General features: G+C 62.7%; 21 protein-coding genes. 10 read left to right on the plus strand and 11 right to left on the minus strand.

Features of this window, described 5'->3' with window-relative positions; translation table 11 throughout:
• The first annotated feature begins 193 nt into the window (after positions 1–193).
• A complete protein-coding gene (locus APH28_RS09375) occupies positions 194–1,711 on the plus strand; it encodes a nucleobase:cation symporter-2 family protein (protein ID WP_060508697.1) in 1,518 nt (505 codons plus the stop codon).
• Positions 1,712–1,771: 60 nt separating this feature from the next.
• Here the strand turns inward: APH28_RS09375 and radA are convergent, their stop codons facing one another.
• Entirely contained in the window at positions 1,772–3,139 is a 1,368-nt protein-coding gene (gene radA, locus APH28_RS09380; protein ID WP_060508699.1) for a DNA repair protein RadA, read from the minus strand.
• A 177-nt stretch (positions 3,140–3,316) separates the two neighbouring features.
• On the opposite strand from radA, the gene mscL reads away from it, so the two are divergent.
• On the plus strand, positions 3,317–3,736 hold the full coding sequence (gene mscL, locus APH28_RS09385) for a large-conductance mechanosensitive channel protein MscL (RefSeq protein WP_060508700.1): 420 nt from the start codon (positions 3,317–3,319) through the stop codon (positions 3,734–3,736).
• Positions 3,737–3,767: 31 nt separating this feature from the next.
• On the opposite strand, the gene APH28_RS09390 is transcribed toward mscL, so the two are convergent.
• Positions 3,768–4,544 (minus strand): ferredoxin--NADP reductase, encoded by a 777-nt coding sequence (locus tag APH28_RS09390; protein WP_060508702.1) that lies wholly within the window; start codon positions 4,542–4,544, stop codon positions 3,768–3,770.
• A 213-nt stretch (positions 4,545–4,757) separates the two neighbouring features.
• On the opposite strand from APH28_RS09390, the gene APH28_RS09395 reads away from it, so the two are divergent.
• Together APH28_RS09395 and APH28_RS09400 are read left to right on the plus strand one after the other, a co-directional pair.
• A complete protein-coding gene (locus APH28_RS09395; protein WP_060508704.1) occupies positions 4,758–5,468 on the plus strand; it encodes an autoinducer binding domain-containing protein in 711 nt (236 codons plus the stop codon).
• A 93-nt stretch (positions 5,469–5,561) separates the two neighbouring features.
• Positions 5,562–6,686 carry a methyltransferase gene (locus tag APH28_RS09400; protein WP_060508706.1) on the plus strand — a complete coding sequence of 375 codons (1,125 nt, stop codon included), beginning with the start codon at positions 5,562–5,564 and terminating at the stop codon, positions 6,684–6,686.
• Positions 6,687–6,717: 31 nt separating this feature from the next.
• Here APH28_RS09400 and APH28_RS09405 read toward each other — a convergent pair whose 3' ends face one another.
• Genes APH28_RS09405 through APH28_RS09415 form a run of 3 tightly spaced genes read right to left on the minus strand, consistent with a single transcriptional unit; the run spans position 6,718 to position 9,330 of the window.
• Positions 6,718–6,873, minus strand: a complete 156-nt coding sequence (locus APH28_RS09405) for a DUF2474 domain-containing protein (RefSeq protein WP_060508707.1) — start codon at positions 6,871–6,873, stop codon at positions 6,718–6,720.
• 9 nt (positions 6,874–6,882) lie between these two features.
• Positions 6,883–7,890: a cytochrome d ubiquinol oxidase subunit II gene (gene cydB / locus APH28_RS09410; protein WP_060508709.1), complete on the minus strand. Its 1,008-nt coding sequence runs from the start codon at positions 7,888–7,890 to the stop codon at positions 6,883–6,885.
• A 3-nt stretch (positions 7,891–7,893) separates the two neighbouring features.
• Complete coding sequence (locus APH28_RS09415) at positions 7,894–9,330, minus strand: cytochrome ubiquinol oxidase subunit I (RefSeq protein ID WP_060508711.1); 1,437 nt, start codon at positions 9,328–9,330, stop codon at positions 7,894–7,896.
• A 356-nt stretch (positions 9,331–9,686) separates the two neighbouring features.
• Between APH28_RS09415 and APH28_RS09420 the strand changes: the two genes are divergently transcribed.
• From APH28_RS09420 to trmA, 3 genes are all read left to right on the plus strand, one after another.
• Complete coding sequence (locus tag APH28_RS09420; protein ID WP_060508714.1) at positions 9,687–10,907, plus strand: MFS transporter; 1,221 nt, start codon at positions 9,687–9,689, stop codon at positions 10,905–10,907.
• Between the two features lie 157 nt (positions 10,908–11,064).
• Positions 11,065–12,360 carry an NCS2 family permease gene (locus tag APH28_RS09425; RefSeq protein WP_060508716.1) on the plus strand — a complete coding sequence of 432 codons (1,296 nt, stop codon included), beginning with the start codon at positions 11,065–11,067 and terminating at the stop codon, positions 12,358–12,360.
• Entirely contained in the window at positions 12,357–13,442 is a 1,086-nt protein-coding gene (trmA, locus tag APH28_RS09430; RefSeq protein ID WP_060508718.1) for a tRNA (uridine(54)-C5)-methyltransferase TrmA, read from the plus strand. Before APH28_RS09425 ends, trmA begins: the two co-directional genes overlap by 4 nt.
• 98 nt (positions 13,443–13,540) lie before the next feature.
• On the opposite strand, the gene pcaG is transcribed toward trmA, so the two are convergent.
• Positions 13,541–14,146: a protocatechuate 3,4-dioxygenase subunit alpha gene (pcaG, locus tag APH28_RS09435; protein ID WP_060508719.1), complete on the minus strand. Its 606-nt coding sequence runs from the start codon at positions 14,144–14,146 to the stop codon at positions 13,541–13,543.
• Between the two features lie 10 nt (positions 14,147–14,156).
• Positions 14,157–14,876, minus strand: coding sequence for a protocatechuate 3,4-dioxygenase subunit beta (pcaH, locus tag APH28_RS09440; RefSeq protein ID WP_060508721.1), 720 nt, complete (start codon positions 14,874–14,876; stop codon positions 14,157–14,159).
• 187 nt (positions 14,877–15,063) lie between these two features.
• Between pcaH and APH28_RS09445 the strand changes: the two genes are divergently transcribed.
• Together APH28_RS09445 and APH28_RS09450 are read left to right on the plus strand one after the other, a co-directional pair.
• On the plus strand, positions 15,064–15,957 hold the full coding sequence (locus APH28_RS09445; RefSeq protein WP_060508723.1) for a neutral zinc metallopeptidase: 894 nt from the start codon (positions 15,064–15,066) through the stop codon (positions 15,955–15,957).
• A 164-nt stretch (positions 15,958–16,121) separates the two neighbouring features.
• A complete protein-coding gene (locus APH28_RS09450) occupies positions 16,122–18,041 on the plus strand; it encodes a methyl-accepting chemotaxis protein (protein WP_060508724.1) in 1,920 nt (639 codons plus the stop codon).
• A gap of 102 nt (positions 18,042–18,143) precedes the next feature.
• Here the strand turns inward: APH28_RS09450 and ggt are convergent, their stop codons facing one another.
• The 3 genes from ggt to APH28_RS09465 form a co-directional block, all read right to left on the minus strand.
• Positions 18,144–19,811, minus strand: a complete 1,668-nt coding sequence (ggt, locus tag APH28_RS09455) for a gamma-glutamyltransferase (RefSeq protein ID WP_060508726.1) — start codon at positions 19,809–19,811, stop codon at positions 18,144–18,146.
• 117 nt (positions 19,812–19,928) lie between these two features.
• Positions 19,929–20,825, minus strand: coding sequence for a LysR family transcriptional regulator (locus tag APH28_RS09460; protein WP_060508728.1), 897 nt, complete (start codon positions 20,823–20,825; stop codon positions 19,929–19,931).
• A gap of 30 nt (positions 20,826–20,855) precedes the next feature.
• A complete protein-coding gene (locus APH28_RS09465; protein WP_060508731.1) occupies positions 20,856–21,446 on the minus strand; it encodes an NAD(P)H-dependent oxidoreductase in 591 nt (196 codons plus the stop codon).
• Between the two features lie 158 nt (positions 21,447–21,604).
• Here APH28_RS09465 and APH28_RS09470 point away from each other — a divergent pair, with 158 nt between their 5' ends.
• The gene (locus APH28_RS09470; RefSeq protein ID WP_060508732.1) at positions 21,605–21,919 is read left to right on the plus strand and encodes a putative quinol monooxygenase; all 315 of its coding nucleotides are present in this window, start codon (positions 21,605–21,607) and stop codon (positions 21,917–21,919) included.
• On the opposite strand, the gene APH28_RS09475 is transcribed toward APH28_RS09470, so the two are convergent.
• Positions 21,909–22,673 carry a sulfite exporter TauE/SafE family protein gene (locus APH28_RS09475; protein ID WP_060508734.1) on the minus strand — a complete coding sequence of 255 codons (765 nt, stop codon included), beginning with the start codon at positions 22,671–22,673 and terminating at the stop codon, positions 21,909–21,911. The two genes, APH28_RS09470 and APH28_RS09475, sit on opposite strands and share 11 nt — an antisense overlap.

The raw sequence follows: 22,673 nt of genomic DNA on the forward strand, positions 1-22,673 counted from the left end.
GGTAGCAGCGCTTTGTACACACCTCTCTAACACCGAATTTCCTGACTTGGTACGCGTTCTGCATTGAGGTTTTGCACACACCGCAAGGCCGGCTGTTCGCGCTCCAATCAAAAACTTGTATACAATTTATGTAGCAATGTTTTGTAGGAAATGTCTACAGTAGCGGCACAACAATAAACAGAGAGCCTGCTCCATGACTACGTCCCCTAGCACGTCTCCCGCCCAGCGCCCCGAGGACGAAAACCTCGGGCTGGGTGCCAACCTGGCCTATGGTCTGCAGCATGTGCTGACCATGTATGGCGGGATCGTCGCGGTACCGCTGATCCTGGGCCAGGCAGCCGGCCTCAATGGTGCAGAGATTGGCATGCTGATCGCCGCTTCGCTGTTTGCCGGTGGCCTGGCGACCTTGCTGCAAACGCTGGGTATCCCGTTCTTCGGTTGCCAGCTGCCGCTGGTGCAAGGCGTGTCGTTCGCCGGTGTGGCGACCATGGGCGCCATCCTCAGCAGCGAGGGCGGTGGTGGCCTGCCGGGCGTGCTGGGCGCGGTGATGGCAGCGTCGGTGATCGGCTTCCTGATCACCCCGGTGTTCTCGCGGATTACCAAGTTCTTCCCGCCGCTGGTGACCGGTATCGTCATCACCACCATCGGCCTGACCCTGATGCCGGTTGCCGCGCGCTGGGTGATGGGCGGCAACAGCGCTTCGCCGGAGTTCGGCAGCGTGGCCAACATCGGCCTGGCGGCACTGACCTTCGCCATCGTCCTGGTGCTGAGCAAACTCGGTAGCGCGACCATTTCGCGGCTGTCGATCCTGCTGGCCATGGTGGTCGGCACGCTGATCGCCTGGGCGCTGGGCATGACCGACTTCAGCAAGGTCAGCCAAGGCCCGATGTTCGCCTTCCCTACCCCTTTCCACTTCGGCATGCCGGAATTCCACATCGCCGCGATCCTGTCGATGTGCATCGTGATCATGGTGACCCTAGTGGAAACCTCGGCCGATATCCTCGCCGTGGGTGAGATCATCGACACCAAGGTCGACTCCAAGCGCCTGGGCAACGGCCTGCGCGCCGACATGGCGTCGAGCATCCTGGCGCCGATCTTCGGTTCGTTCACCCAGAGCGCCTTTGCCCAGAACGTCGGCCTTGTGGCCGTGACCGGGGTCAGGAGCCGCTACGTGGTGGCCACCGGTGGCGTGATCCTGGTGGTGCTCGGCCTGCTGCCAGTGATGGGCCGGGTCATTGCCGCAGTGCCTACCCCTGTGCTGGGCGGCGCAGGCATCGTGCTGTTCGGCACCGTGGCCGCCAGCGGTATCCGCACCCTGTCGAAGGTCAATTACAAGAACAACGTCAACCTGATCATCGTGGCGGCCTCGCTGGGCTTTGGCATGATCCCGATCGCTGCGCCGACCTTCTACCACAACTTCCCGAACTGGTTCGAGACCATCTTCCACTCGGGGATCAGCTCGGCGGCAATCATGGCCATCCTGCTGAACCTGCTGTTCAACCACTTCAAGACGGGCAACTCGGAGAACCAGTCGGTATTTGCCGCAGCCTACGAGCGCACCATCCAGTATTCGGACATCTCGTGCCTGCGTGATGGTGACTACTTCAAGGACGGCAAGCTGTTCGATGCCGATGGCAACGAAGTGCCGGTGATGGAGATGGACGAGCACGGCAACCAGGCGCCCAGGCGCAGTGCGGTTGCCGAACATTGACCGCTGACTGAGCGGTGAGGTGGGGGGAGTCGATGCGCATCATCGGCTCCCCTTTTTCGTTTACTCGAACAAGGCATCAAGGGCCTGCTCCAGGCGGGTCACGGCAATCACCTGCAACCCCGCTGGCGGCTCCTTCGGCGCATTGCCCTTGGGCACGATGGCGCGCTTGAAGCCATGCTTGGCCGCCTCTTTCAGACGCTCTTGCCCACTGGGCACAGGCCGCACCTCGCCCGACAAGCCGATCTCGCCAAACACCAGCAACCCATGGGCCAGCGGCCGGTTGCGCAGGCTCGACATCACCGCTGCCAGCAATGCCAGGTCCGAGGCTGTTTCGAGTACCTTCACCCCCCCCACCACGTTGAGGAACACGTCCTGGTCATGGGTGGGAATGCCACCATGCCGGTGCAGTACCGCCAGCAGCATGGCCAGGCGGTTCTGGTCCAGGCCCAGGGTGACCCGCCGCGGGTTGGCCAGGTGGCTGTCATCGACCAGCGCCTGCACCTCGACCAGCATCGGCCGGGTACCTTCCCAAGTGGCCATGACTACGCTGCCGGGCACTTCTTCCTGGGTACGGTTGAGGAAGATCGCCGACGGGTTGGACACCTCTTTCAGGCCACGGTCGGTCATGCCGAACACGCCCAGTTCGTTGACCGCGCCAAAGCGGTTCTTCACCGCCCGCAACAGGCGCAGGCGGCCATCGGATTCGCCCTCGAAATACAGCACGGTATCGACCATGTGCTCCAGCACCCGCGGCCCGGCCAGCGAGCCTTCCTTGGTGACGTGGCCGACCAGGAAGATCGCCGTGCCACTCTGCTTGGCATAACGCACCAGCAACGCCGTGCTCTCGCGCACCTGAGCCACGCCACCGGGGGCGGACTGCAACTGCTCGGTGAAGATGGTCTGGATCGAGTCGATCACCATGACCCGCGGCTTTTCCACCCGCGCCGTGGCAATGATGGTTTCGATACAGGTCTCGGTCATCACCTTGAGCTGGTCCTGGGGCAGGCCCAGGCGCCGCGAGCGCATGGCCACCTGCTGCTGCGACTCTTCGCCAGTGACGTACAACGCAGGCATTGCCGTGGCGATGTTGCACAGGGTCTGCAGCAGAATGGTCGACTTGCCAATCCCCGGGTCACCGCCGATCAGCACCACCGAGCCATCGACCAGACCACCACCAAGCACGCGGTCGAGTTCGGTGCTGCTGGTGGTGAAGCGCGGGATCTCTTCGACGCTGACCTCGGCCAGTGTCTTGATCTGCGCCTGCTGCCCGGTCCAGCCGGCGCGGCCGCTGGGGGCCGCCGCGCCGCCGCTTTCGATCATGGTTTCGACCAGGGTATTCCAGGCCCCGCAATCGGCGCACTGGCCGGCCCATTTGGGGAAGGTCGCGCCGCACTCGGTGCAGCCATACAAACGCTTGGCCTTGGCCATGTGCAGGGTCTCCTGGAAAAAAACCGCCATGATAGCTGAGGCCGACGTGTCTCGAACGCGTCGAGATGCGACAAAACTATTCGTTCTAACCGCAGTCACTACACCTTAAGCCAACGCATGAAGCGCTCGGGTGGCTTACACTGCGTTAACCTCACCATTTGTTACAAGGAATCAAACATGGGCATGCTCAGTGAGTTCAAGGCCTTCGCGGTCAAAGGTAATGTCGTCGACATGGCGGTCGGTATCATCATCGGCGCGGCCTTCGGCAAGATCGTCTCCTCGTTCGTCGGGGACGTGGTCATGCCACCACTGGGGCTGCTGATTGGCGGCGTCGACTTCAGCGACCTGGCAATCACCCTGAAGGCTGCCGAAGGCGATGTACCGGCCGTGGTGCTGGCCTACGGCAAGTTCATCCAGACCGTGATCGACTTCATCATCGTCGCCTTCGCCATCTTCATGGGCGTGAAAGCGATCAACAAGCTCAAGCGTGAAGAAGCAGTGGCGCCGAGCACGCCGCCGGTTCCAACGCCGCAGGAAACCCTGCTGACCGAGATCCGCGACCTGCTCAAGGCGCAGAGCCAGAACCGGTTGCCATGAAATAGCGGGGGCCGCATTGCGGCCCCTTGCATCACCAGTAGTTTTCCACCGCCACCTGCCCCGGCCGTTTGCTCAGGCTCAGCTGCAGGTCACGCGCCTTGAGCACCTTGCGCGTCTCGTCGATCATCTCGGGGTTGCCACACAGCATGATCCGCGAATGCTCAGGCGACAGCTCCAGCCCCGCCGTCTTTTCCAGCTCGCCGTTCTCGATGAGCGTAGTGATACGCGCATTCAATGCCCCTGGATGCTGCTCACGTGTCACCACAGGAATGAACTGCAACTTGCCAGCGAACTCAGCCAGGTAGTCACGCTGCTCCAGCCCGGCGATGTCATCTACATACGCCAGCTCTTTCGCCTCGCGCACCGAATACACCAGCTTGATGTTGTCGAAACGCTCCCAGGCTTCGAAGTCCTGCAGGATCGACATGAAGGGCGCAATGCCAGTACCGGTCGCCAGCAACCACAGGTCGCGGCCGCCGACAAAACGGTCGAGGGTCAGGAAGCCGAACGCCTGACGGTCGATCAACAAGGCATCGCCCTCGCCCAGGCGGCTCAACTCGCTGGTGAATTCGCCACCCGGCACCACAATTGAAAAGAAGTCGAGGTATTCATCGTGGGGGGCGCTGACCATCGAATAGGCACGCCACACCACGCTGCCATCGGCCTTGGTCACGCCCAGCCGGGCAAACTGGCCGGCCCGGAAGCGAAACCCTGGATCGCGCGTAACCCGCAGGCTGAACAGGTTCGGCGTCAGCGGCTGAACGTCTAGCAGGGTCTGGCGGGTAAATTTGTCGGCACTGGCGGTCATGACGGGCTCCGTGAATGGCGTGCGCCCAGTGTCGCGCAAAGCGGCCTGGATAAAAACCGCCGGAAAGTAGGGGCACAGCAAGACAAGCGTGTCGGGCTACATGAAAAATGCGGCCTCTATAACAAAAAATCCCAACATGACAGTCGGTCTTTTCCTACAATCATTCCGTTATGCAAACGGATTGGATCGGTAACCGCCGAGGGAGTGAGCCAGATGCTTCAATGGAATCATGAGCATCTCCATCAACTGATCAACGAAAGTACACCACAAAAGGTGTTCGACCTTGCAGTGCACCTGGCGCAAGACCTGGACATGGCGTTTCTCGGGTTGAAGCTTCGTATTCAACTGGCTGCACAGTCGCCCAGGCTGTATCTCTACAGCAACTATCCAGAGGCGTGGATCGAGCGCTACCAGCGCGACGAATTCTACAAACAGGACGCTGCCGCAACCCGCAGCCATAGCTCGACGATGCCGATACTGTGGACCGATGAGCTGTACAAAGAAGTGCCCGAGTTTCGTGAGCAGGCCTGCGCGCACGGCCTGCGCCATGGCTGGACACAGTCCCTGCACGACCTTCAGCACAATGAAAGCCAGGTCAGCGTGTGCAGGCCGAGCAATACGGTAGACATCACCGAGTTGTATGACAAAGCCGGCAAAGTCCAGTGGCTGTGCCACACCCTGCACGCAATTGTCAGCGAGCATCACCTGGCCCTGCTCAGCAAGCCCATGAAAATGAGCGACCGCGAAATCGAAGTGCTCAAATGGTCAGCCGCTGGCAAGACTGCAGCGGACGTGGCCTGCATCCTGTCGCTGTCGCAGAGCACGGTGAACTTTCATATCCGCAGCGTCATCACCAAGACCAACGCCGCCAACAAGGCAGGCGCCATCGCCATTGCCATGATGCGTGGCCTGATCGAAGAATAGCCAGGCCTGCGGCCTCGGGCAAAGCCCTGTAGAATCGCGCAGCTAAGCTCGTGGCGAACCGCCATGGGCAGATCCGTACCCGAGCCAGACGCCATGCCCCTGTTGACCACCCCCTACGCCGAACTCGACCTGATCCGCCAGCCGGACCAGGCCAACGACCCGCTGCAGGCCTTCGATGCCGCCGATGAATACCTGCTCGAGCAGCTGTATGCTCAGGGCCTGCAGCCAGGTAGCCGCGTGCTGGTGCTCAACGACAGCTTCGGCGCCCTGGCTGTCAGCCTGGCCGGGCACCTGCAGGTGGTCAGCAGTGGCGACTCGCACCTGGCGCGCATGGCCCTGGAGAAGAACCTTGCACGCAATGACATGGCCTTCGACAGCGTGCCGTTCGTGCCGGCCAGCGAACACTGGCAAGGCCCGTTCGACCGGGTATTGGTGCGCGTGCCTAAAACCCTGGCACTGCTCGAAGAACAACTGATCCGCCTGCAAGGCCACCTGGCACCTGGCGCCCAGGTGATTGCCGGCGCCATGATCAAACACCTGCCACGCGCGGCCGGCGATCTGCTGGAAAAGTACATCGGCCCGGTACACGCCTCACTGGCACAGAAAAAGGCACGCTTGCTGACCGCGACCGTTACCGAGCGCCCGGTCACTGTTTCGCCCTACCCTAGCCGCTACAAGCTCGATGCTCCAGCGCTCGAACTGGTCAACCATGCCAACGTGTTCTGCCGCGAAGGCCTGGACATCGGCACCCGCGCCTTCCTGCCCCACTTGCCCCGCGACCTGGGCAACGCCCGCGTAGCCGACCTGGGCTGCGGCAACGGGGTGCTGGCCATTGCCAGCGCGCTGGCCAACCCGGACGCGCAGTTCACCCTGGTCGATGAATCGTACATGGCGGTGCAGTCGGCGCTGGAGAACTGGCAGGCTGCCCTGGGGGATCGGCCGGTCACGGTCATGCCGGGGGATGGCTTGGCCGGGGTGGAAAAACAGTCGCTGGATGTGGTGCTGTGCAACCCACCCTTCCATCAACAGCAGGTGGTGGGTGACTTCCTCGCCTGGCGCATGTTCCAGCAGGCGCGCGAGGCGCTGGTGGTGGGCGGCGCACTGTATATCGTCGGCAACCGCCACCTGGGCTACCACAGCAAGCTGGCGCGATTGTTCCGTGGGGTGGAGCAGGTAGCCGCAACGCCGAAGTTCGTGATCCTCAAAGCCCGCAAGTAAAGAAAAGGGGGCGCCAGGCGCCCCCTTTCACTCAATGGGTGGTCAGGCCTGCGGCGCCCATGAACAGCCGCATTACCCAAGCGGCCACACCCAGGGCCGCCACGCTCATCGCCCAGATCAGCACCAGCCAACCCAGCCGCTGCCACAGCGGTTTCTTGTCCTCCAGGCCATGTTTACCGGTCATCATGCGGCCCTCCTAGTGATAGCCGTCTTCATGGGTCACCTTGCCCCGGAACACGTAGTAGCTCCAGAAGGTATACATGAGGATGAACGGCAGGATGAACAACGTGCCCACCAGCATGAAGCCCTGGCTCTGCGGCGGCGCAGCGGCGTCCCAGATCGAGATCGACGGCGGGATGATGTTCGGCCACAGGCTGATGCCCAGCCCGCTGTAACCCAGGAAGATTAGCACCAGGGTCAGCAGGAATGGCGTGTAGTGCGCATTGCGCGCCACCGCCTTGAACAAGCCGTAAAAGGTCACCAGCACCAGCAGCGGCACCGGCATGAACCAGATCAAGTTAGGCATGCTGAACCAGCGGTCGGCAATCTGTGGATAGGCAATCGGGGTCCACAGGCTGACGATGCCGATCACCGCCAGCAGCACCAGCGCCAAGGGCCGGGCGAGGTCGTGCATCCTCACTTGCAGATCGCCCTCGGTCTTCATGATCAACCAGGTACAGCCCAGCAACGTGTAGGCGACGATCAGCCCAAGGCCGCAGAACAGGCTGAACGGTGTCAACCAGTCGAGGGTGCCACCGGCAAAGTGCCGGTCAACGACCTTGAAGCCTTCGAGGAAGGCGCCCAGCGCCACGCCCTGGAAGAAGGTGGCGACCAACGAACCTCCGATGAACGCCTTGTCCCAGATATGACGCTTCTCGGCTGTGGCCTTGAAGCGAAACTCGAAGGCCACACCGCGAAAGATCAAACCGATCAGCATCAGGATCAATGGCAAGTACAGTGCCTCAAGCACCACCGCGTAGGCCATCGGGAATGCCCCGAACAAACCGGCACCGCCCAATACCAGCCAGGTTTCGTTGCCGTCCCACACGGGGGCCACGGTATTCATCATCACGTCACGGTCACGCTCGCCCTTGACGAAGGGGAAAAGCATCCCGATCCCTAGATCGAAGCCATCCATCACCACGTACATCATGACGCCGAAGATGATGATCACGGCCCAGATCAGCGGAAGGTCGATACCCATGGCTCAGTTCCCCTTGCTCAGGTTGGCGGAGATGGCATCACTGCCCTCGTCAGCGGCCGACAACGGCCGTGCCGGGGTACGTTTCTGGCCTGGGCCACCTGGCCGCTGATTATCGCCTTCGCCGGTATGTGGCCCTTTGCGGACCAGGCGCATCATGTAGGCAAAGCCGGTACCGAACAGCGCGAAGTACACCACCACGAACGCGATCAGGGTAAACCCGAGCTGGCTGTAACTGTGGTTGGAGACGCCGTCGGCCGTGCGCATCAGGCCGTAGACCACCCACGGTTGGCGGCCCACCTCAGTGGTGATCCATCCCGCCAGAATGGCCAGCAGGCCAGAGGGCCCCATCCACATCACGAAATACAGGAACGGGCGTGAACTGTAGAGTTTGCCGCCCTTGCGCAACAGCAGGCTCCAAAGCCCTGCGGCGATCATCAACAGCCCCATGGCGACCATGATCCTGAAGGACCAGAAGATAATGGTGGAATTAGGCCTGTCTTCGGCGGGGAATTCCTTCATGGCAGGGACCTGCTTGTCCAGGCTATGGGTGAGAATCAGGCTGCCGAGTACAGGGATCTCGACCTTGAAATGGGTAGTTTCGGCTTTCATGTCGGGAATACCGAACAGAATCAGCGGAGTCGGCTCACCCGGTTCGTTTTCCCAGTGGCCTTCAATGGCAGCGATCTTGACCGGCTGATGCTCGAGCGTGTTCAGGCCATGGAAGTCGCCAATCACAGCCTGGACCGGCGCGACGACCAGTGCCATCCACATGGCCATCGACAACATCTTGCGCACGGCAGGGTTGTCCCGCCCACGCAGCAAGTGCCAGGCCGCCGAGGCGCCGACGAAAAACGCCGTGGCCACGAAAGCGGCAGTGGCCATGTGCATCAGGCGGAAGGGGAATGACGGGTTGAACACAATCGCGAACCAGTCCATCGGCACCACCCTGCCGTCGATGATCGCGTGTCCCTGCGGGGTCTGCATCCAGCTATTGGAAGCGAGGATCCAGAAGGTCGACACCAGCGTGCCCAGCGCCACCATGCAGGTGGAAAAGAAATGCAAGCCACGACCAACACGGTTCCAGCCGAACAGCATCACGCCCAGGAAGCCCGCCTCCAGGAAGAACGCCGTCAGCACTTCGTACGTCAACAAGGGGCCGGTTACCGAACCTGCAAACTCCGAAAAGCGGCTCCAGTTGGTCCCGAACTGATAGGCCATGACCAGGCCAGAGACAACGCCCATGCCGAAGTTGACGGCGAAGATCTTCGACCAGAAGTGATAGAGATCACGGTAGACCTGCTTGTCAGTCCGCAGCCAGAGGCCTTCGAGGACAGCCAGGTAGCTGGCAAGGCCAATGGTGATGGCCGGGAACAGGATATGGAACGACACAGTAAAGGCAAACTGCATTCGGGCGAGCTCTAAGGCCTCTATTCCGAACATGGTGCTTCCTCTTCAGATAATCCGGCGTCCGGGCTTGTGGCCCTGTCGCCCACTGCCCCCACGGTAGTCGAGTGCGGCGTATTGGATTTGTTCTATTCGATCGCAGGGATTCCGGCCCGAGGGCCAATTCGTTGCCTGTTCGTTGCAAAAGCAACGATTGATCCAGATCAACGATTACCAAGAAGCATAGTCCCGAACAGCCCGCTGGGCCGTGTGGTTGTTTGCCGCGTGACCCGTTGCCCCACCCTCTTTCGCAGGCCGTGAAAAAGTGCCAATTACGGCAAACAGTAACCGTTTGTTACAAACAGATGATACGCTGCGGGCCCCTCTACTGCGCCGAGGCCAACAGGTTTCCGATGTCCGATTCCACACCGCAGTTGTTGCGCCACCACCGCCCATTCATCGCCTTCTGGCTGGCCCGGGTGTTCACCGCCAGCGGCTTCCAGATGCTCACCGTGGCCATTGGCTGGCACCTCTACCAGCTGACCGGCAATGTGCTCGACCTGGGCCTGGTCGGCCTGGTCGAATTCGCCCCGCGGGTGCTGTTCATGCTGCACACTGGGCACGTTGCCGACCGCTATGATCGGCGCAAGGTCGCGGCGCTGTGCCAGACCTTGCAAGGGCTGATCGCCCTGGCACTGGCCGTTGGCAGCGCCACCGACAACGTCAGCCGCGAACTGATTTTCGTCCTGGCCTTCCTGCTCGGTGCCACTCGTTCGTTCGAAATGCCGGCGACCCAGGCACTGCTGCCCAATGTGGTGCCGCCGGGGCTGTTCCCGCGGGCGGTGGCGGCCTCGGCTTCGGCGACCCAGGCGGCCACCATCGTCGCCCCGGCGGTGGGTGGCTTCCTGTACGCCTTCGGCAGCATTTGGGTGTACGGCCCAACCGTGGCCCTGTACGCCATCGCCTGCCTGTTGATGCTCAGCCTCGACTCGCGCCAGCAGGTGCCGCAAAAAGGCCGCGCCAGTATCGAATCGCTGATGGCCGGGATCCGCTTCATCCGCAGCCGGCCGGACATCCTGGGGGCTATCTCGCTAGACCTCTTCGCCGTGCTGCTCGGTGGTGCTACCGCCCTGCTGCCCGTGTTCGCCAAGGACATCCTGCTGACCGGCCCGTGGGGCCTGGGCCTGCTGCGCTCGGCGCCAGCAGTGGGAGCATTGCTGATGTCACTGTGGCTGGCCCGGTTCCCGGTCGAGCGCAAGGTTGGGCGGACCATGTTCACTGCCGTCGGGGTGTTCGGCGTGGCGACCATCGCCTTCGGCCTGTCGACCTCGTTCTGGTTCTCGCTGGCGGTGCTGGTGGTGCTTGGCGCGGCAGACATGATCAGCATGGTGATCCGCGGCGCCTTCGTGCAGTTGGAGACGCCGGACGAGATGCGCGGGCGGGTGAGCGCGGTGAACGGGTTGTTCATTGGCGCTTCGAACCAACTGGGTGAGTTCGAGTCCGGCGTCACAGCACACTGGTTTGGCACGGTGCCAGCCGTGGTGCTGGGGGGTGTGGGTACGTTGGTGGTGACCGGGGTGTGGATAAAGTTGTTCCCGACGCTGGCCAAACGCGACCGCTTGCACAACGGTTGATCGCAGGCCTGCTCCCAACGGCGATAGGCCCCCGCCGAGCATGCTGGTATGATGCGCGGCTTTTTTCCGCCCCACACAAACCACGGCATCCGCTACGGTCTGTGCTTTGCTGATGGGGTCGATACATTCACGGCGCGTGGGCGCCCTGGGAGCGGGCATGCTGGAAAGGCTGTTTCAACTGAAAGCACACAACACCAATGTGCGCACCGAGATTCTTGCGGGCGTCACCACCTTCCTGGCCATGGCCTACATCCTGTTCGTCAACCCGAGCATCCTCGGCGAGACCGGCATGGACAAAGGCGCGATCTTCGTCGCCACCTGCCTGGCAGCCGCCATCGGCTCGACCACCATGGGCCTGATCGCCAACTACCCGATCGCCCTGGCGCCGGGCATGGGCCTGAACGCGTTCTTCACCTACACGGTGGTCCTGCACATGGGCCACACCTGGCAGGTGGCACTGGGCGCGGTGTTCCTCTCGGCGGTGATGTTCTTCCTGCTGTCGATCTTCCGCATCCGCGAATGGATCGTGAACAGCATCCCGCTGCCGCTGCGTTCGGCGATTGCTGCAGGTATCGGCTTGTTCCTGGCATTCATCGCGCTCCATAACGCCGGCATCGTCGTCGATAACCCGGCAACCCTGGTGGGCCTGGGCGACCTCAAGCAGCCGGCACCGATCCTCGCCACCTTGGGCTTCTTCCTGATCGTCGGCCTCGAATCGCTGAAAGTCCGTGGCGCGGTGCTGATCGGTATTCTGGCGGTGACAATCGCCGCGATCCTGATGGGCGTGACGCCGTTCGGTGGCGTGGTCTCGATGCCGCCATCGCTGGCCCCGACCTTCCTGCAACTGGACATCAAAGGCGCCCTCGATGTAGGCCTGGTGAGCGTGATCTTCGCCTTCCTGTTCGTCGACCTGTTCGACAACTCCGGCACCCTGATCGGCGTGGCCAAGCGCGCCGGCCTGATGGGCAAGGACGGCCACATGCCGAAAATGGGCCGTGCCCTGATCGCCGACAGCACCGCGGCCATGGCCGGTTCCCTGCTAGGCACCTCGACTACCACCAGCTACATCGAATCCGCAGCTGGCGTGAGCGCCGGGGGCCGTACCGGCCTGACCGCCATCGTGGTTGCCATCCTGTTCCTGCTGGCCCTGTTCTTCGCCCCGCTGGCCGGTAGCGTGCCGGCCTTCGCCACTGCCCCGGCGCTGCTGTTCGTCGCCGTGCTGATGGCCTCGGGCCTGGCGGAAATCAACTGGGACGACGTCACCGAGGCCGCCCCGGTGGTGGTGACTGCCCTGGCCATGCCGCTGACCTACTCGATTGCCAACGGCATCGCCTTCGGCTTCATCTCCTGGACCGCCGTCAAGCTGATCTCTGGCCGCCACCGCGACCTGAACCCGGCCCTGGTGATCCTTTCCATCCTGTTCGTCATCAAGCTGGGCTGGTTCAACGCATGAGTGCTGTTTTCGATCGTTCCGCCTACGACACCCAGCTTGAAGGCAAAGTCGCCCGCTTGCGCGAGCTGTTGGCGCCCTTTGGCGCACCGGAACCGGCCGTGTTCGACTCGCCGCGCGAGCATTATCGCCTGCGCGCCGAGTTCCGCCTGTGGCGCGAAGACGGCCAGCGGCACTATGCGATGTTCGCACCAGGCGACAAGCACAAGGCGATCCTGATCGACGAATTCCCCATCGCCAGCCAGCGCATCAATGAACTGATGCCGCGTTTGAAGGCCGCCTGGCAGGCCAGCGAAGAACTGGGCAATCGCCTGTTCCAGGTCGAGTTCCTCACCACCCTGGCTGGCGACGCGATGGTCACCCTGTGTTACCACCGCCCGCTGGACGAAGCCTGGGAAGTGGCTGCACGCCAGCTCGCCGCCGATCTGGGCGTGAGCGTGATCGGCCGTTCGAAGGGCAAGCGCCTGGTGATCGGCCGCGACTACGCGGTGGAAAAACTTGATGTCGCCGGCCGAGTGTTCAGCTACCGCCAGCCGGAAGGCGCGTTCACCCAGCCCAACGGCGCAGTGAACCAAAAGATGCTGAGCTGGGCCTTCGAGGCCATCGGCGAGCGTGAGGATGATTTGCTGGAGCTGTATTGCGGCAACGGCAACTTCACCCTGCCGCTGGCCACCCGCGTGCGCCAGGTGCTGGCCACCGAGATCAGCAAGACCTCGGTCAATGCCGCGCTGAGCAACCTCGACGAAAACGCTGTGGATAACGTGCGGCTGGTGCGCCTGTCGGCGGAAGAGCTGACCCAGGCGCTGAACGAGGTGCGGCCGTTCCGCCGGCTGGAAGGGATCGACCTGAAAAGCTATGAGTTCGGCACGGTGTTCGTCGACCCGCCGCGTGCGGGGATGGACCCGGACACCTGCGAGCTGACCCGGCGTTTTGAAAGGATTTTGTATATCTCGTGCAATCCCGAAACGCTGGCGGCAAACATTGCCCAGCTGCAGGACACACACCGCATCGAGCGCTGTGCGCTGTTCGACCAGTTCCCCTATACCCACCACATGGAGAGCGGCGTCCTGCTGGTTCGCCGTTAAAGCATTCGCGGGGCAAGCCCGCTCCTACAGAATCTGCACGACTCTGTAGGAGCGGGCTTGCCCCGCGAATGGGCCGCAAAGCGGGCCCAGGGTTCAACTCAGAAGTCGAAGAAGACCGTCTCCCCTTCCCCCTGAATACGGATATCGAAACGATACGCCGTCTTCCCGTCCACCTCACAACGCTTGGCAATCAAGGTCTCGCGGCGCTGCGGCTGCTCGATCAGGTTGAGCACCGGGCACTTGGCGTTGGCCTCGGCCTCGTCATCGAAATACAGGCGCGTGTGCAGGTGGATGTTGATCCCCCGGGCAAACAGGCTGATGTTGATGTGCGGCGCCATCGGCACGCCCGCTGCATTGTTCACCACACCCGGCTTGACCGTGTGCGCGGTCCACTCGCCGGCATCGAAGGTAGTGGCAGTGCGGCCGAAGCTGTTGAAGGCGTTTTCCAGGTTGTAGGCATCCTGATACTGGCCGTTGGCGTCGGCCTGCCACAGTTCCAGGAATGAATCACGCACCAGGTGGCCGTTGCCGTCATACACGTGGCCGATCAGCAGGATGTGCTCGCCCGGGGCATCCGGCTTGGCCAGGCGGTTCCAGATTTCCTGGTCGCGGGTCGGGTTGCCGGCCGCTTCCAGGGCCAGGCCGATGTGCACGTAGGGGCCGGCGGTCTGCGAGGGGGTTTCCGGCAGCAGTTCGATTGGCATGGCGGGGTCCTCAGCAGTTTTCGAAGTGGGTCTTGCGCTGGCCGCGCAGCACGATGTCGAAGCGGTACGCCAGGCAGTCCATCGGGTTGGCGTTGCTCATGTCGAGCTTGGCGATCAACTGCTGCACGGCTTCGGGGTTGGCGATCGACTTGACGATCGGGCACATCGGGATCAGCGGGTCACCTTCGAAATACAGCTGGGTGATCAGCTTGGTGGCGATCGACGGGCCGCTGATGCCAAAGTGGATGTGCGCCGGGCGCCAGTCGTTCGGGCCGTTGCGCCAAGGGTACGGGCCCGGCTTGATGGTGCGGAAGCTGTAGTAACCGTCGCGGTCGGTCAGGCAACGGCCGACGCCACCGAAGTTCGGGTCCAGCGGTGCCAGGTAGCGGTCGTTCTTGTGGCGGTAGCGGCCGCCAGCGTTGGCTTGCCACATTTCCACCAGGGTGTTCGGCACAGGCTTGCCGTACTGGTCGACGACGCGGCCGGCAACGATGATGCGCTCGCCGATCGGCAGGCCACCGTTGTTGAAGTTCAGCAGCAGGTCATGGTCGTGGGCACCGAAGCCCAGGTGGGAAAAGTCCGGGCCGGTGGTTTCGCTGATCGACTGCGGAATGCTGACCAGTGCCTGGCGCGGCGAGCGGGCAATGGACGTCTTGTAGTCGGGCGTCAGGGCCTTGGGGTGCCAGTTGCGATCACGGATCACGAAGCGGCTGTTGTCCTGGGCGGGCATGCCGGATTCCTCTCTTGGAATTATGAAAACGCCTGTCACGGCAGGCGGACTTGCAGTTTCAGATAGGTCGCGTCAGCTGAATATTGAAATCAGCCGCCCCATCCATAACCAAATGGTTATGCATTAGTGCCTTTGCCCGGGGTGGACTAATATTTATCCCCATGTTTCACGCTTTGGAGAGCATTTCATGGAATGGCGAAAAGGCCGGCGCAGCGACAACGTGGTCGATGCCCGTGGCGAAGGTGGCGGTGGCGGCGGTATGCGCTTTGGCGGCGGCAAAGGCCTGGGGCTTGGCGCGATACTGCTGATCGTCGGCATTGGCTGGCTCACCGGGCAGGACCCCCTGCAGATCCTCGGCCAGCTCGCCGGGCAGATGGATCAGCAGCAACAGCAGGCTGCGCCGAGTGGCGCTGGTGGCAAGGCGCCGCCGGCCAATGACGAACAGGCGCAGTTCGTCGCCTCAATCCTGGGTGATACCGAAGACACCTGGAAGGCCCTGTTCGCCCAGGGTGGCAAGCAATACCGCGATCCCAAGCTGGTGCTGTTCAATGGCCAGGTGAATTCGGCCTGCGGCTTTGCCTCTGCGGCGGTCGGGCCGTTCTACTGCCCGGCGGACCAGCGGGTCTACCTGGACATGTCGTTCTTCCGCGAGATGGAAACCCGCTTTGCCGCAGCGGGTGATTTTGCCCAGGCCTACGTGATCGCACATGAGATCGGCCACCACGTGCAGACCTTGCTAGGTGTGTCGGCCAAGGTCGATGCCGCGCGGCGCAGCGGCCAGCGCATGGAAGGCGACAATGGCCTGCTGGTGCGCCAGGAGCTGCAGGCGGACTGCCTGGCCGGCGTGTGGGCCTATCAGGCGCAGAAGCGGCTGAACTGGCTTGAGCCTGGCGACGTTGAAGAGGCGCTGAATGCGGCCAATGCCATTGGTGACGACCGGCTGCAACAGCAAGGCCAGGGGCGCGTGGTGCCCGACTCGTTCACCCATGGCACCTCGGCGCAGCGAGTGCGCTGGTTCAAGGCTGGGTTTGCCCAAGGCAATGTGAACAGTTGCGATACCTTCAGCGCGCGTAGCCTTTGAGCGTTTGGGGCCGCTCTGCGGCCCCTGCAATTACAAATCAGTTGAAAAAGCGATTCAGCTTTCCCTCCTCGTGCCGATAACACCTGCACGAATCAGCAGGCCCCAGAACAACAACGCCCTGCGATCGACGATCAAGTGAGCGAATGAATTTCTGGAGAGCGTGCATGAACAGCTGGTTTGCCAATATCAGCGTCAACCTCAAACTCGGCCTGGGCTTCGGCCTGGTGCTGTTTCTAACCGGCCTGCTGGCCTTGACCGGCTGGACCAGCCTGGGCAGCCTGATTGACCGCAGCAACTGGATGGGCGACATCGGCCAGCTCAACAAGGACCTGACCGACCTGCGCATCGCGCGCCTGCAGTACATGATCGCCAACGGCGATGATGCCGCCGCTGCCAACACCCAGGCCAAGCTCGACGCTTTCGGCAAGCAGCAGGAATACCTGGTCACCACCTTCACCAGCCCGGCCAACGTCGTGCTGCTCAAGGAGCTGGGGCAGACCATCAGTGAGTACAAGGTGTCGCTGAACAAGATGCGCGCCGGCTACAAGAGCTCGCTGGCCGCCCGTGACGCCATGAATGTGTCAGCGGCCAAGGCCGATGACGCCATGGAGTCGCTCAGCCAGGACGTCATGTCCCGCCCCGAGACCGACAGCGTGCGCCTGGCTCAGTATCAGCTGATCAGCAAGGCGCGCCAGCAACTGCTGCAGGTACGCATCGATGTGCGCGGCTACATTGCCGACAACACTGCCGCTAACGAGCAGGCCGCCCTGCGCCAGCTGGAAGGTGCGCTGGGCGACATCGACAACCTCAAGCGCCAGCTGCCAGCCGAAGCCACCCGCGTGCAGCAGTTCGAGCAATCGGTCCAGGCCTACCGCGATGCCGTGCGCCAGTTCCGCGATGCAGTGGCTGCCATCACCGTGGCCCGTGCGGAAATGACCGTACAGGGTGCCGACATCGTCAAACGCAGCGACGCGCTGTACAACATCCAGATCGAGCGCCGCGACGCCGAGAGCGCCCAAGCGCGTAGCCTGCAAATCATCGCCACGCTGCTGGCGCTGCTCGCGGGCGTGATTGCCGCCGTGGTCATCACCCGGCAGATCACCCGCCCACTGCGCGAGACCCTGCAGGCCGTGGAGCGCATCGCCGCTGGCGACCTGACCCACGACCTGCGCGTGACCCGCCGCGACGAAATTGGCGTGCTGCAGCAAGGCATCGCGCGCATGGGCACCACCCTGCGCGAGCTGATCAGCGGCATCCGTGACGGCGTTACCCAGATCGCCAGCGCCGCCGAAGAACTGTCGGCAGTGACCGAGCAGACCAGCGCCGGCGCCAACAGCCAGAAGGTCGAAACCGACCAGGTGGCCACCGCCATGCACGAAATGGCCGCCACCGTTCAGGAAGTGGCGCGTAACGCCGAACAGGCTTCGCACGCGGCCACCGGAGCCGACGACGAGGCCCGTGCCGGTGACCGTGTGGTGGGTGAGGCGATCAGCCAGATCGAACGCCTGGCCGAGGAAGTGCACCGCTCCACCGAGGCCATGAACCTGCTGCAGCAGGAAAGCCAGAAGATCGGCAGCGTGATGGACGTGATCAAGTCGGTGGCCGAGCAGACCAACCTGCTGGCGCTCAACGCCGCGATCGAGGCGGCCCGCGCCGGTGAAGCCGGCCGTGGTTTTGCCGTGGTCGCAGACGAAGTGCGTGGCCTGGCCCAGCGTACGCAGAAGTCCACCGAAGAGATCGAAGAACTGGTGGCCAGCCTGCAGCACGGTACCCAGCAGGTGGCCAACGCCATGCAGGGCAGCCGCACGCTGACCGACAGCAGTGTCGAGTTGGCGCGCAAGGCCGGTGCTTCGCTGGAGAACATCACCGGTACGGTGTCGAGCATCCAGTCGATGAACCAGCAGATTGCTGCGGCGGCCGAGCAGCAGAGCGCGGTGGCTGAAGAGATCAGCCGCAGCATCCTGAATGTGCGGGATGTGTCGGAGCAGACGGCGGCAGCCAGTGATGAGACGGCGGCGTCCAGCGTAGAGCTGGCGCGCCTGGGTGGTCACTTGCAGATGCTGGTCAGCCAGTTCCGCGTCTGACCTCAAGATCGCTTTCGCGGGGCAAGCCCGCTCCTACAGATCAATGCGGGACCTGTAGGAGCGGGCTTGCCCCGCGAATGGAGGGCAACGCCCTCCTGCGGTTTACTTGACGATCATCCCCACCCCGCGCCCACGCGGATCCGAAGCGGTCTCCAGCTGCGCTCCGTTCACCCGGATCGCCTGGATATCGCCCATCTCCCAGCCCTGATCCTCCAGCACATAGCCCATCTTCTTCAGCTCATCGGCCACCGGCCCGGTCAGCGGCGCGTAGGCGTCAAAGAAGATGGTGTCCTTGGGCAGCAACTGATGGTGCACCCGTTGCGCCGCCACGGCCTTCTCCAGCGGCATGCCGTAGTCGTACAGGTTGTTCATCACCTGGAAGATCGAGGTGAAAATCCGCGAACCGCCCGGGGTACCGATCACCAGCTCCACCTTGCCATCGCGGGTCATCAGGCTCGGGCTCATCGACGACAGCATGCGCTTGCCCGGTTCGATCGCGTTGGCATCACCGCCGACCACACCGAATGCATTGGCGGCGCCCGGCTTGGCGCTGAAGTCGTCCATCTCGTCGTTGAGCAGGAAGCCCGCGCCCTTGACCACCACACCGCTGCCGTAATCGAGGTTGAGGGTGTAGGTGTTGCTGACCGCGTTACCCTGCTTGTCGACGATCGAGAAGTGCGTGGTCTGGTGCGGCTCCAGGCCTGGCTTGACTTTGTCGGTCGCGGAAATGGCTTTCGGGTTGACCTGGGCGGCGCGCTTGGCCAGGTAGTCCTTGGCCACCAGCTGGTCGACCGGCACCTTGGTGAACGCCGGGTCGCCGAGGTAGTCGGCACGGTCCGCGAATACGCGCTTTTCAATCTCTGCCAGCAGATGGATGTATTGCGCCGAGTTGTGCGCCACGCCCTTGAAGTCCGCCGCGCGATCCTCCTTGATGCCCAGCAGCTGGGCCAGGGCCACGCCACCGGAGCTTGGCGGCGGCGCGGTATAGACCACATTGCCGCGCCAGCTCAGGGCCATCGGCTCGCGCCACACGGCTTTGTAATCCTTGAGGTCCTCTTTGGTGATCAGGCCCTTGTCGGCCTGCATCTGCGCCACCAGCAGGTCGGCGGTCTTGCCCTGATAGAACTCGCTCACGCCCTTGTCGGCAATGCGTTCGAGGGTCTGGGCCATTTCCGGCTGCTTGAACAGTTCACCGACCTTCATGTTGCCGAAATAGTCGTTGAAGTTGGTCGCAGTCTTGAACATGCCCTGGGCATCGTTGCGGTACTGATACTGCTTCTCGGCGACCTTGAAGCCATTTTTCGCATAGCCGATGGCCGGGGTCAGCAATTCGCTCCAGGGCAACTTGCCGAACTTCTGGTGGGCTTCCCACAGGCCCATCACCGTGCCAGGTACGCCTGCGGCGCGCACGCCGACCAGGCTCAGGTTCTCGATGACCTCACCCTTGTCGTCCAGGTACATATTGCGCGAGGCAGCCTTGGGCGCCACTTCGCGGTAATCGAGGAAATACGGCTTGCCGTCGACGAACAGGGTCATGAAGCCACCGCCACCGATGTTGCCTGCCTCGGGGTAGGTCACCGCCAGCGTGAAGGCCGTGGCTACAGCTGCGTCCACCGCATTGCCGCCCTTCTTGAGAATGTCGGCCGCTACCTGTGCACCATATTGATCGGGGGCCGCTACAGCGCCGCCTTCCAACGTGGCGGCATATGTCGAGGAACAGCTCAGGAGCGCGGCTGCCAGAGCCAGGTACTGGAACGGGACAATACGCATGACACTTCCTTGGTGTTGTTTTTGTTGAGCAGTCAGTAAGGCCGAAGCGCTCTGACTGTGCAATCAAACCAAGGAAGTTTCGCCGCCTGTGGACAGGAACTGTCGCGTTCAGGCAACTCAGCAGGCGTACATGGCCAACTTGCGCTGGATGAAATCAAGGAAGCACTGGATACGCAGGGCCAGCTGCGTGTTGCGGTAGTACACCGCGTGGATCGGCTGGCGATAGCCGTTGTTGGCCTCGCTCAGCAGCACCTTGAGGCGGCCGGCGCGGATGTCTTCGTGGGTCATGAAGTGCGACAAGGCGACGATACCCTCCCCGGCCAGCGCCAGCTGACGCAGGGTCTCGCCGCTGGAGGCGATCAAGGCCGGGCGGATGCCCCAGCGGTCGCCCTGGGCGTGGCGCAACGGCCAATGGTTGAGCGACTCGGGTTGGCTGAAGCCGAGCAGGCAATGGTTGTTCAGGTCTTCGACCTTTTCCGGCGTGCCGTGTTGCGCCAGATAGTCGGGGCTGGCCAGTACCTGGACCGGGCTGCAGCCGAGCGATCGGGCATGCAGGCTGGAATCGGCAAGGTCACCGATGCGGATGGCCACGTCGGTGCTCTGCTCCAGCAGGTCGATGATCAGGTCGTCGGTGTTGAGTTCCAGCTCGATGCCAGGGTACTGACGGCGGAACTCGCCGATCCACGGCAGGATGGCATGCAGCATGAACGGCGCCGCGGCGTTGATGCGCAGGCGCCCGGACGGGGTCTGGCGGTTCATCGACAGGCGCTCTTCCATCTCGTCCATCTGCTCCAGCACCAGGCGCGCTCGTTCAAGGAAGAAGCGGCCTTCTTCGGTGAGGTCCATGCGCCGGGTGGTGCGGTTGACCAGAGTAGTACCGAGCTTGGCCTCCAGGCGCGACAGTGTGCGGCTGACGGCCGACGGGGTCTGGCCCATCTGCTCGGCAGCGGCGGAAATTGAGCCGCAGTCGATGACGGCAACGAATACCTGAAGTTCTTCGGATCGGGTTTTCACGTGAGCGCCTGTGCTTGGTCCGTGCAGTGATTAGATAGCCTTGCCGAACACCTTGTCCAGATGAGCTTCATAAGCCGCCAACGCCGCCGGTACATCCGGGCGCTTCATCACATCCACCGCGAGGAAGGTCGGCAGACCGGTCATGCCAAGGAACTGGTTGGCCTTGTGGAACGGGAAGTACACAGCATCCACACCTTTACCTTCGAAGAAGTCGCTCGGGTCATCGAACGCTTGCTGTGGCGCGTTCCAGGTCAACGACAGCATGTACTGCTTGCCGTGCACCAGGCCACCGCTGCCGTACTTCTGCGAGTGGTCGGAACGGGTACGGCCATCGTTGGCGTAGAGGCTGCCGTGGCCAGCAGTGAAGACATCGTCGATGTACTTTTTCACGGTCCACGGCGCGCCCATCCACCAGCCCGGCATCTGATAGATGATCACATCGGCCCAGAGGAATTTCTCGACCTCAGCCTGAGCATCGTAGCCACCGTCGATGAAGGTCTGCTGCACATCGAAACCGGCACGGTCCAGGTGGGCCAGGGCGGCATCGTGCAAGGTTTGGTTGAGACGGCCATCGGAGTGGGCGAACTGCTTGCCGCCATTGAGCAGAAGGATCTTTTTCATGCTGGGCCTCGGGTCATAATTGAATGACCGGCACAGTAATGGCTCGCGGGCGCGGGATACAGCAGCTACCGGGCAAAATACAATTGACCTGAAGTCACGAATTCGCACTGTATTATTGCCGTAGAATCGATTCACCCTTCATCTATGAGTAATGATCAATGAGCGAGCAGCACGCATTCATCCTCAAGGCCAAGACCCGTCCGGAAATGGCTGAAGCCTTCGAAACCCTGTTCCGCGCCTACGTTGAGCCAAGCCGCCAGGAACCGGGCTGCATCGAATACCACATGCTGCGCGACCAGCAAGACCCGAGCCTGTTCGTGTTCTACGAGGTGTGGGCCGACAAGGCAGCGCTGGACGTGCACTCGGCACTGCCGCACATGGTCGAGTTCTTCGAAAAGCGCATGGACTACCTGCAGCGCGACTTCGACATCCAGCCGATCGTGATGCTCAGCGCCTCGTCCGCTAACCGTTGATCAGCAGATGGCCGCCCAGCGCGGCCAGGCCGATGAAGAAGCAGCGCTTGAACAGCGCAGCACTGATGCGCTGGCGCAGCCACTGCCCGGCGAGCATGCCCAGCAGCGCCGGCGCCAGCATCAGCAACGAAGCACCCAAAGCTTGCCCACCCAGGGCATCCTGCCCGGCCAGGCCAACGGCCAGCGCCAGGGTCGAGACCGTGAACGACAGGCCCAGCGCCTGAATCATCTCGTCGCGGCCAAGGCCCAGGCTCTGCAGGTAAGGCACCGCTGGCATCACGAACACCCCAGTGGCCGCCGTGACCACACCGGTCACCAACCCGCAGACCGGCCCCAACCACCCTTCCCGCTCCGGCGCCACGCGCAAGGCAGGGCCTGCCAGCCCATACAGCGCATAGATCACCAACGCCGCCCCCAGCGCGTGCACTGCCCACTGCCCGCTGTTGATGCCCAACCAGGCACTGCCGAGCAAGGTCCCGAAAAAAATCATCGTCAGCATCGGCCCAAGCCTGCGCAGCAACGCCGGCAGATGCCCACCGGCTGCGAGCTGCCATAGGTTGGTGAGCGTCGAAGGCACGATCAATAGCGCCGCAGCCTGCGCTGGAGGCATAGCCAGCCCCAGCAGTCCCATGGCAATGGTTGGCAGGCCGAGGCCAATCACACCTTTGACGGCACCGGCCAGCAGAAAGGTGATGACCACCAGCAGCGTCAATGCCGGGCCGATGTTCTGGTAGAAAGCAATCAAGGTATTCAT

This window comes from Pseudomonas sp. NBRC 111124 (assembly GCF_001320245.1).
In the GTDB taxonomy this organism is placed as follows: Bacteria; Pseudomonadota; Gammaproteobacteria; order Pseudomonadales; family Pseudomonadaceae; genus Aquipseudomonas.

Bases quoted from the DNA above. Each gene is read 5' to 3' on its own strand.
- APH28_RS09375 (WP_060508697.1), top strand. From the start codon at position 194: ATGACTACGTCCCCTAGCACGTCTCCCGCCCAGCGCCCCGAGGACGAA.
- radA (WP_060508699.1), bottom strand. From the start codon at position 3,139: ATGGCCAAGGCCAAGCGTTTGTATGGCTGCACCGAGTGCGGCGCGACC.
- mscL (WP_060508700.1), top strand. From the start codon at position 3,317: ATGGGCATGCTCAGTGAGTTCAAGGCCTTCGCGGTCAAAGGTAATGTC.
- APH28_RS09390 (WP_060508702.1), bottom strand. From the start codon at position 4,544: ATGACCGCCAGTGCCGACAAATTTACCCGCCAGACCCTGCTAGACGTT.
- APH28_RS09395 (WP_060508704.1), top strand. From the start codon at position 4,758: ATGCTTCAATGGAATCATGAGCATCTCCATCAACTGATCAACGAAAGT.
- APH28_RS09400 (WP_060508706.1), top strand. From the start codon at position 5,562: ATGCCCCTGTTGACCACCCCCTACGCCGAACTCGACCTGATCCGCCAG.
- APH28_RS09405 (WP_060508707.1), bottom strand. From the start codon at position 6,873: ATGATGACCGGTAAACATGGCCTGGAGGACAAGAAACCGCTGTGGCAG.
- cydB (WP_060508709.1), bottom strand. From the start codon at position 7,890: ATGGGTATCGACCTTCCGCTGATCTGGGCCGTGATCATCATCTTCGGC.
- APH28_RS09415 (WP_060508711.1), bottom strand. From the start codon at position 9,330: ATGTTCGGAATAGAGGCCTTAGAGCTCGCCCGAATGCAGTTTGCCTTT.
- APH28_RS09420 (WP_060508714.1), top strand. From the start codon at position 9,687: ATGTCCGATTCCACACCGCAGTTGTTGCGCCACCACCGCCCATTCATC.
- APH28_RS09425 (WP_060508716.1), top strand. From the start codon at position 11,065: ATGCTGGAAAGGCTGTTTCAACTGAAAGCACACAACACCAATGTGCGC.
- trmA (WP_060508718.1), top strand. From the start codon at position 12,357: ATGAGTGCTGTTTTCGATCGTTCCGCCTACGACACCCAGCTTGAAGGC.
- pcaG (WP_060508719.1), bottom strand. From the start codon at position 14,146: ATGCCAATCGAACTGCTGCCGGAAACCCCCTCGCAGACCGCCGGCCCC.
- pcaH (WP_060508721.1), bottom strand. From the start codon at position 14,876: ATGCCCGCCCAGGACAACAGCCGCTTCGTGATCCGTGATCGCAACTGG.
- APH28_RS09445 (WP_060508723.1), top strand. From the start codon at position 15,064: ATGGAATGGCGAAAAGGCCGGCGCAGCGACAACGTGGTCGATGCCCGT.
- APH28_RS09450 (WP_060508724.1), top strand. From the start codon at position 16,122: ATGAACAGCTGGTTTGCCAATATCAGCGTCAACCTCAAACTCGGCCTG.
- ggt (WP_060508726.1), bottom strand. From the start codon at position 19,811: ATGCGTATTGTCCCGTTCCAGTACCTGGCTCTGGCAGCCGCGCTCCTG.
- APH28_RS09465 (WP_060508731.1), bottom strand. From the start codon at position 21,446: ATGAAAAAGATCCTTCTGCTCAATGGCGGCAAGCAGTTCGCCCACTCC.
- APH28_RS09470 (WP_060508732.1), top strand. From the start codon at position 21,605: ATGAGCGAGCAGCACGCATTCATCCTCAAGGCCAAGACCCGTCCGGAA.
- APH28_RS09475 (WP_060508734.1), bottom strand. From the start codon at position 22,673: ATGAATACCTTGATTGCTTTCTACCAGAACATCGGCCCGGCATTGACG.